We start from the raw sequence: 7,144 nt of genomic DNA, 5'->3' as shown, positions 1-7,144 counted from the left end.
ATCTTGATGTGGCTATCCATGGAACCGCCGACATCCAGGAACAGCAACACGCTGATCTTGTTGCGCCGTTCAGGCCGCATGTTGATGTCGAGATAGCCCTTTTCGGCCGTGCCCTTGATGGTCTTGTCCATGTCGAGCTCTTCCACTGAGCCGTCGCGGACCCATTTGCGCAAACGGCGCAGGGCGACCTTGATGTTGCGGGTGCCAAGCTCGACCTGATCGTCGAGGTTCTTGTACTCGCGCTTGTCCCACACCTTCACGGCGCGGCCGTGTCGGCCCTTCTCCTGGCCGAAACGCACGCCCTCGGGGTGATAACCGTTGGCGCCGAAGGGGTTGGAACCGTCGGGCCGCCCGCCGGGGCCCTTGCCGTCCTGGTCCTGCTGCTCGCGCTGCTGCCGGGCCTGCTCGGCGAGCGCCTCCATCAGTTTCTCGAAGCCGCCCATCGCCTCGATCTGGGCCTTTTCCTCTTCGGTGAGGAACTGGTCGGACATCTTCTTCAGCCACTCGGCCGGGATATCGATGGCGACGCCCTCGTCCAGCCGTTCGAGGCCCTTGAAGACGTGGCCGAAAACGCGGTCGAACTTGTCGATGTTCTTCTCGTCCTTCACCAGGGCGGCGCGCGAGAGGTAATAGAAATCTTCGACCGAGCGATCGATGACGGCCTTGTCCATGGCCTCCATCAGGATCAGGTATTCCTTGAGCGTCACCGGCAGCTTGGCCTCGCGAAGCTCAGTGAAGAAGCGCATGAACATGGCGCGCGACGCCTCCGCTCGAACAGTCGTTTGAACGGGCGAGGATGGGCGTTCGAGCGCGCGGTGTCCAGAGGCGGGTCGCCTGTCAGGCGCACGACGCTCAATCACTCGCCTCGTGAGTGAAACGATTCGCTGAGACCGATGTTTTCTGGATTCGATGCGGTTGAGGGCGTGCTGTGGCGCGCGACATGGGCGTTGGGAACATTGCGATGAAGATCAAAACACTTCTGCTGGCCGCGACAGCGGTTTTTGCGGCCGGCGCCGCTCAGGCGCAGTCGATCACGTTCACGCCTGTCGCGAGCGGGTTTGTGACGAACGACGCGGGTTCAGATTTTGATGGCGACAAGACCTTCCTGGACGCGTCAGGCAAGGCCTATCGGAACATCGGCGGCGAGGGCGGCACCGCCTCGGCGAAAACGACGATCGACCCCAACACAGTCTTCTTCCGCAGCGGCGTGGCGGTTTCGGGCGCCAACGCAAGCGGAACCGTGACCACCGGCGTCGACATGGCGATCTACAATCCCAATGACGGCCCGATCGCGCTCGAGGATTTCACCTCGACGATCATTCCCGCCGGCATGGGCTTCTTCATGCAGGACCGGAACGCCGCTGCGGGCAACGTCTATCTCGACACCGGCCCCACGACGAGTGCGACATTTGGCGATCTGTTCTCCTCCGTTGGTGAATTCACCACCTTCGCAGGCGCGAGTTTCGACTTCGAGGTCACGCCGTTTGGCGGCGATGCGCTCTATACCCTGAGCGGCGAAATCCTCCTCAGCTTCGATGGCGTCGGCAATCTTGTAAGGACTTATAATACAAGGTTCGCGGAAAACGTCGGCCCGGAGAACTTCAACAGCAATCTCGGTGCGCTTCTTGAATATCAGAGCTTTGAAGATGTGGTTCACGCCGACAAATTCAATCTTGCCACAACGTTCTTGTGGGACTGGTCAGCCACTCAGATCACTATTCCGCTGAGTTCGCTTGGAAATCTGATCGGCTACGGCACGAAGACCCTTGAGTATCGGGCCACGGTCAGCGCCTTCACGAACGCCGCCTGCATCAACGACGGCACGGCCTGCCTGGTCGCCTTCTCCGCTTTCGGCGACCCCATCGGCCGCGGCGGCGCGGACGAGGAGTTCTCGGTGAGCGGCATGGGTGACGAGGACCAGCTGTCGCGCGGCCACCCTTTCCACACCCGGGGGTTCAACGGCCTGGGCTTCCGCGAGCTGGAACTCTCCAAGGCGCAGATCAACAGCGCGGCGATTCCGGAGCCTGCGACCTGGGCATTGATGATCGGCGGCTTTGGTCTGGCGGGAGCGGCGTTGCGGCGGCGTCGGCGGACCATTACAGCATGAGGCATGGCTGAACCTGATACGTCCACCGCAGCGCACGCTGCGCCCGCTTACCGGGCGTTCATCAGCTACAGCCACCGTGACAAGGCCTTCGCTCAGAAGCTGCACTGGCAGATCGAAGGCTATCGGATTCCAGCCAAGCTTGTTGGGCGGAAGACCGTCGTAGGGGAAACCCCGCGGCGGCTTCGGCCTGTTTTTCGCGACCGCGAGGAGCTGCCGGCCTCCGGCGATCTGAGCGCCGAGCTCAGCGCGGCGCTGCGGAACTCCATGTTCCTGGTTGTGATCTGCTCACCCGCCTCCGCGCGCTCGCGCTGGGTCAATGAGGAAATCCGCCAGTTCAAGCAGGTGCACGGCGACTCCCGTGTGCTGGCGATCGTCGTCGACGGCGAACCGCACGCTTCAGAGACGCCGGGCCGCGAAGATCTGGAATGCTTCCCTCCGGCGCTGCGGGTGCGGCTCGGCCCGGACGGCGAACTTTCGGACATCCCTGCTGAGCCCATCGCCGCCGACGTGCGCCGCCATGCGGATGGTGAACGCCTGGCGTTGCAGAAGCTGGTGGCCGGGCTCACCGGCCTGAAGCTCGACGAACTGGTCCAGCGCGAGACCCAGCGGCGCATCGCCCAGATGACCGTGATCGCCGCAGGCGCGGTCTCGGGCATGGTGGTGACCGGGGGGCTCGCCTTCTACGCCAACTCGCTCCGGATCGAGGCGGATCACCAGCGCGGAATTGCCGAACGCGAGGCCGAAGCTGCGCGGGTGGCGTCGGACTATCTGGTCGGCACCTTCGAGCTCTCGAATCCGGCGACCGAAAACCCCCGCACTATTACGGCCCTGACCATCCTGGGCCGCAGCGCCGAGCGGGCGCGCAGCGAACTGGCCGACCAGCCGGAGATCCAGTCACGCCTGCTGGCGACGCTGGGACGGGCCTACAACAATCTTGGGCTTTTCAACGAGGCGGCGGCGGTCTTCGAGGCGGGAATGCCGGCGATCCGCCGTTCGGGGGCGGACGGCGCTTCGGCGCTGCTTGTGCTCTCGGCGACGAAGGTGCGGCAGGGACGCTTTGACGACGCGCTGGCGGCGACAAGGCAGGCGGAAGCCATGCTGGGTCCGGACCTCACCCAGCACCCGCGACTGCGCGCTGCGGCGGCGCTCACCGAGGGTCGGGTCTGGATCTCGCGCTCAAATCCCAAGGCGGGCATCGCGGCCTTTGATCGCGCCCTGGCCTACTATCGCGCGGATCCGAAGACCCCGCGCACCGCTATCGCCACCGCGCTTCAGAACCGGGGGATTCTGCTATCCGACGACGGCCAGTTCGCGGCGGCCGAAGCCTCGCTGACCGAGGCGCTTCGTCTGTCGGAGATCGAGCGGGGCGCGACCCATCTTTCCACCGGCAAGGCCTGGTTCGCATTGGCTCAGAATTCCTACAACGCTGGCGAACTGCCGAAGGCGCGAACCCAGATCGCCAATGCGCTGCGCATCCAGCGACAGGTGCTGGACAAGGACAATCCCATTCTGGCCGATACACTCTCCATGCAGGGTCAGATTCTGCAGGGCCTGGGTGATCGCGCTGCCGGCGAGCGCGCCCTGACTGAGGCTGTGGCGATCTACAAGCGAACCTTCGGTCGGCCCCACCACCTGATCGGCATCGCCGAAGTCTATCTCGGGCTGATCCAGTCGGAGGAGGGGCGCACCGAGGCGGCGCTGGCGACCCTGGACGACGCCAAGCGCAACTATGATGTCGGCTATGGCGAACTGCATCCCAACCATGGCGACCTGCTGGTCAATCGCGCCAGGGTCTTGGCGCGCGCCGGCCGCATGGACGAGGCGCGGCGGGACTGTGCGGCCGGTATCAAGATTCTGAATGATACTCTGGGACCCAAGGCGAGCTTCACGCGCACCATGGCCGAGACGTGCCGCAAACTGGCCGTCTAGAGGGCCGGCAAAAGCGGGATCGAAGTCTCTAGAACCCCAGCGCGGTCGGCGCGCGGGACAGGCGGTACAGCGGATAGATGCCGTAGTTCTTGGGCAGCGCCACCTTGCCCACATAGTTGCAGACGAAGGGGTGGTCCGCCTCCATCTCAAGCACCGCGGCGAATGGCTCGGTGACGTAGACGCTGCCTGAGGGCGTAACGGGTTCGATCCGCGCTGCGCGGGAGACTTCGCTGCCGTAGTAGGTGGTGCGCTTGGTCACGGGATCGTAGCCCGAATAGGTGGGGCCGTAGTGCAGGGCGATCCGCATGGCCGTGCCCTCGCGGACGCCGAGCGCCTTGCAATCCACATCTGCAAGCTGCTCACAGAGATCCAACGCCGCGGCGGCGGCCTTGGGCGCATCCCGGAATACGGCGAAAATGGCGTCGCCCCAGGTGTTGCCCTGGCGGATCACGTCGCCGTACTTCTCAAGCGCCCGGGCGGCGCGGACCATGACGTCTTCCCAGAACAGCGGCAGGACCCGCTCGTCCAGCTTCGAGAAGCCTGGGTAGTCCGTAAACATCAGGCCGTAAGTCCCGCGCGGTACGCCGGAGGTCGGCGGCGGCGGGGGCATCACAGGGCGCGTGAGGGGCGGCGCCGTGACCACCACGGATCGACCGCCGGTCGCCCGCCAGGAGGTGATATCGGAGCCGCTGAGTGTCCGGTCGCCGCGTTCCTCGACGATGACCAGCTGGATCGCTTCCGCGTGCAGGTGCCGGGCCTTGAGGCGCGTCATGCCCATGGTCACCTTGGAGCCGTAGGCGAACTGCTCCATCTCGCCCATGTAGCTCATGTTGCTGGCGTAAGAGATCGAGGAGGCCTGCGCTATGCAGGCGTGGAACCGCTCGACCCAATGCTCCCCGGCCGGGGCCACTGAGTATTCCAGGAAGTCGGCCTCGGCGAAGGGCAGCAAGACGTGGAGCTCGGCCCCGGCGGCCAGCAGACGCTCGGCGATCAGAATATCGCTACCCGCGGCGAGCGCGCCATATCCGAAGCCGATGTGTTCGGCGGTGATGCGGGCGTCGACCTGGGCGGCGAGACTGGACTCGAGCGCCGGATCACCGATGAAGATGTTGCCGCAGAACATCGCCACCCGGGGCGGCTGCACCAATTCAAGCAGCTTCTCGATCTGCGCGCCGTCGACGGCGGCGTGGGCAAGGCGGTCGAGCTGCAGCGTCGTGGTGGAAATAGCGCCGACGTCGGCGTCAGGCGCGGCGATAGCCTGCTCAAGCGCATCCCGTGCGGCTTCGAAATCGCCCAGAACAACCAGGGCTTCGGCGCGTGTGGCGAGCGAGAAGTAGTCTTGTCCTGTGGAGCTCTTGGCCACCACCTCCGCCAGTTGGCGAGCCAGATGATCCTTGCCGGCCAGAAGCGCCAACGAGGCGGCATTGATGGCCGGATAGTTCGATTTCGTCCGCCGATAGATCTCGGCGTAGAGGGTGCAGGCCTCGACCAGGCGCTCTGGGTTTGGCCGGGGCCCCGCGGCGAAGGCGAGGTCCTTGAGCAGGCGCGCCCTGAGAGACAGGGAGTCGGCGTCCTCGTTGTCGGCCAAGCGATACTCTTCGTACAGCTTGAGCGCGCGCGCCGTATCGCCCAGGCGGGCCAGGGTCAGGATTTCAAGGTAGTTTAGGTCAGCATGCTCCGTGTCGCCCCGACGGACGACTTCGTCATAGGCGCCCAGCAGATCGCCCCGCGCTATGGCCGCGCGGACCGAACGCGCACGATCCTCCGGCGTCGCCGGTGAGGCGTCGCGTCGGGACGGGATCAGGGGCTCGCTCATGGCCCCGGATCCCCGCGCACAATCCGCCCCTCAACTTGTCCGGCAGCCCCCGAGCCCAGCGTCGTTCCCCCGAAACCTGCGGGTGAACACCCGCACCGCGAGCGTGAAGCTATCTCCGCGCGCGACCCGCGTCCAGAAGGGGGCGACATGCGGGGTCGGGAGCCGCTACCGGGCCGCTGGTCGCCCTCATCGCGTGTCGTCGATTTGTAACAAATTCGATCATGGGGCGCCCCACGAGCGGGCGTGGCGCCAATCCCGGGAGCGATCTTGGCGGTGATTGCGCTTTGCCCTCAATGCGACGCTAGGCGAACTGATCGAAAAGCGCGCCAATCCCTTACCCGCAAAGGGATTGGGCGCGTCGACGGTGAATGCCGGACGCACGGGCAGGCATGGGGTCGGATGACGCCCGAGAGGTCATGTTTTGACGTTTCGGGAGATGGTCATGGGGCGGTTTGGACTAAGGGCGTTGCTGGCTGGCGCATCGATGACGGCCATGCTGGGATCGACGGCGGCGGCCCAGTCATCGACTGCGGACAGCGAGGCTGTCGAAGAAGTCGTGGTGACAGGATCGAGGCTGCGAACAGGCGGATTCACCGCGCCTACGCCGGTCACTGAAGTCGGGGCAGATCAATTCCAGCAGCGCGCCGCTGCGAGTATCTTCGAGGTGGTGAGGGACATCCCCTCCTTCCGCGGCACAAGCGGGCCAAGCGTAAACTCCACCGGAGCCCAGAACGCATCGAAGGCGAACCTGGACCTGCGGGGACTGGGGGCTGTTCGGACGCTGGTGTTGGTCAATGGTCGTCGGCATGTACCGGATGCGCCGACCAACGTCTTTGACACCAACCTCATTCCGACCAGTCTGATTGATCGGGTTGATGTCGTCACTGGCGGCGCCTCGGCCGCCTACGGTTCGGACGCCGTGGCCGGCGTGGTCAATTTCATCCTGAAGAACCGAATGGAAGGGTTCACGGCGGACCTCAGGTTTGGCGTCAGCCAGCGCGGCGACAACCACGAGTACAATCCTTCCGTGGCCTACGGTCGCTCTTTCCTTGATGGCAAGCTGCACTGGATCATCGGGGGCGACTACACCCACTCCGAGGGAACGGGCACGATGTACGCCCGGAAGTGGGGACAAAAGGAGCCGGGCGTGATGTCGCTTCCGGCCACGCGCGCGGCGGGTCTGCCCGCGACCTTGATCTCTAACAATGTCCAGACTTCCGCCTACACCGCCGGCGGTCTGATTACATCCGGCCCCCTTCGCGGGATCGCCTTTGGGGAGAACGGCTCCACGT

General features: G+C 64.9%; 4 protein-coding genes and 1 pseudogene. 3 read left to right on the top strand and 2 right to left on the bottom strand.

Annotated features, from left to right (window positions below):
- Nucleotides 1-752, bottom strand: a pseudogene (locus tag ACIQ3R_RS12970) (VWA domain-containing protein); the annotation flags it as partial.
- Between the two features lie 176 nt (nt 753-928).
- On the opposite strand from ACIQ3R_RS12970, the gene ACIQ3R_RS12965 reads away from it, so the two are divergent.
- Entirely contained in the window at nt 929-2,107 is a 1,179-nt protein-coding gene (locus ACIQ3R_RS12965) for a PEPxxWA-CTERM sorting domain-containing protein (RefSeq protein WP_397419142.1), read from the top strand.
- Nucleotides 2,108-2,110: 3 nt separating this feature from the next.
- Nucleotides 2,111-4,036 (top strand): tetratricopeptide repeat protein, encoded by a 1,926-nt coding sequence (locus ACIQ3R_RS12960; protein ID WP_397419140.1) that lies wholly within the window; start codon nt 2,111-2,113, stop codon nt 4,034-4,036.
- 28 nt (nt 4,037-4,064) lie between these two features.
- On the opposite strand, the gene ACIQ3R_RS12955 is transcribed toward ACIQ3R_RS12960, so the two are convergent.
- Nucleotides 4,065-5,852, bottom strand: a complete 1,788-nt coding sequence (locus tag ACIQ3R_RS12955) for a tetratricopeptide repeat-containing protein (RefSeq protein ID WP_397419138.1) — start codon at nt 5,850-5,852, stop codon at nt 4,065-4,067.
- Between the two features lie 442 nt (nt 5,853-6,294).
- Here ACIQ3R_RS12955 and ACIQ3R_RS12950 point away from each other — a divergent pair.
- The coding region (locus tag ACIQ3R_RS12950) for a TonB-dependent receptor plug domain-containing protein (protein WP_397419136.1) at nt 6,295-7,144 on the top strand (850 nt) is incomplete at its 3' end.

This window comes from Phenylobacterium sp. (genome assembly GCF_044371015.1).
Taxonomy (GTDB): domain Bacteria; phylum Pseudomonadota; class Alphaproteobacteria; order Caulobacterales; family Caulobacteraceae; genus Phenylobacterium.
This window is presented reverse-complemented; position numbering and strand designations above follow the sequence as displayed.

Coding starts and splice junctions, on each gene's coding strand:
- ACIQ3R_RS12955 (WP_397419138.1), bottom strand. CDS start 5,852: ATGAGCGAGCCCCTGATCCCGTCCCGACGCGACGCCTCACCGGCGACG.
- ACIQ3R_RS12960 (WP_397419140.1), top strand. CDS start 2,111: ATGGCTGAACCTGATACGTCCACCGCAGCGCACGCTGCGCCCGCTTAC.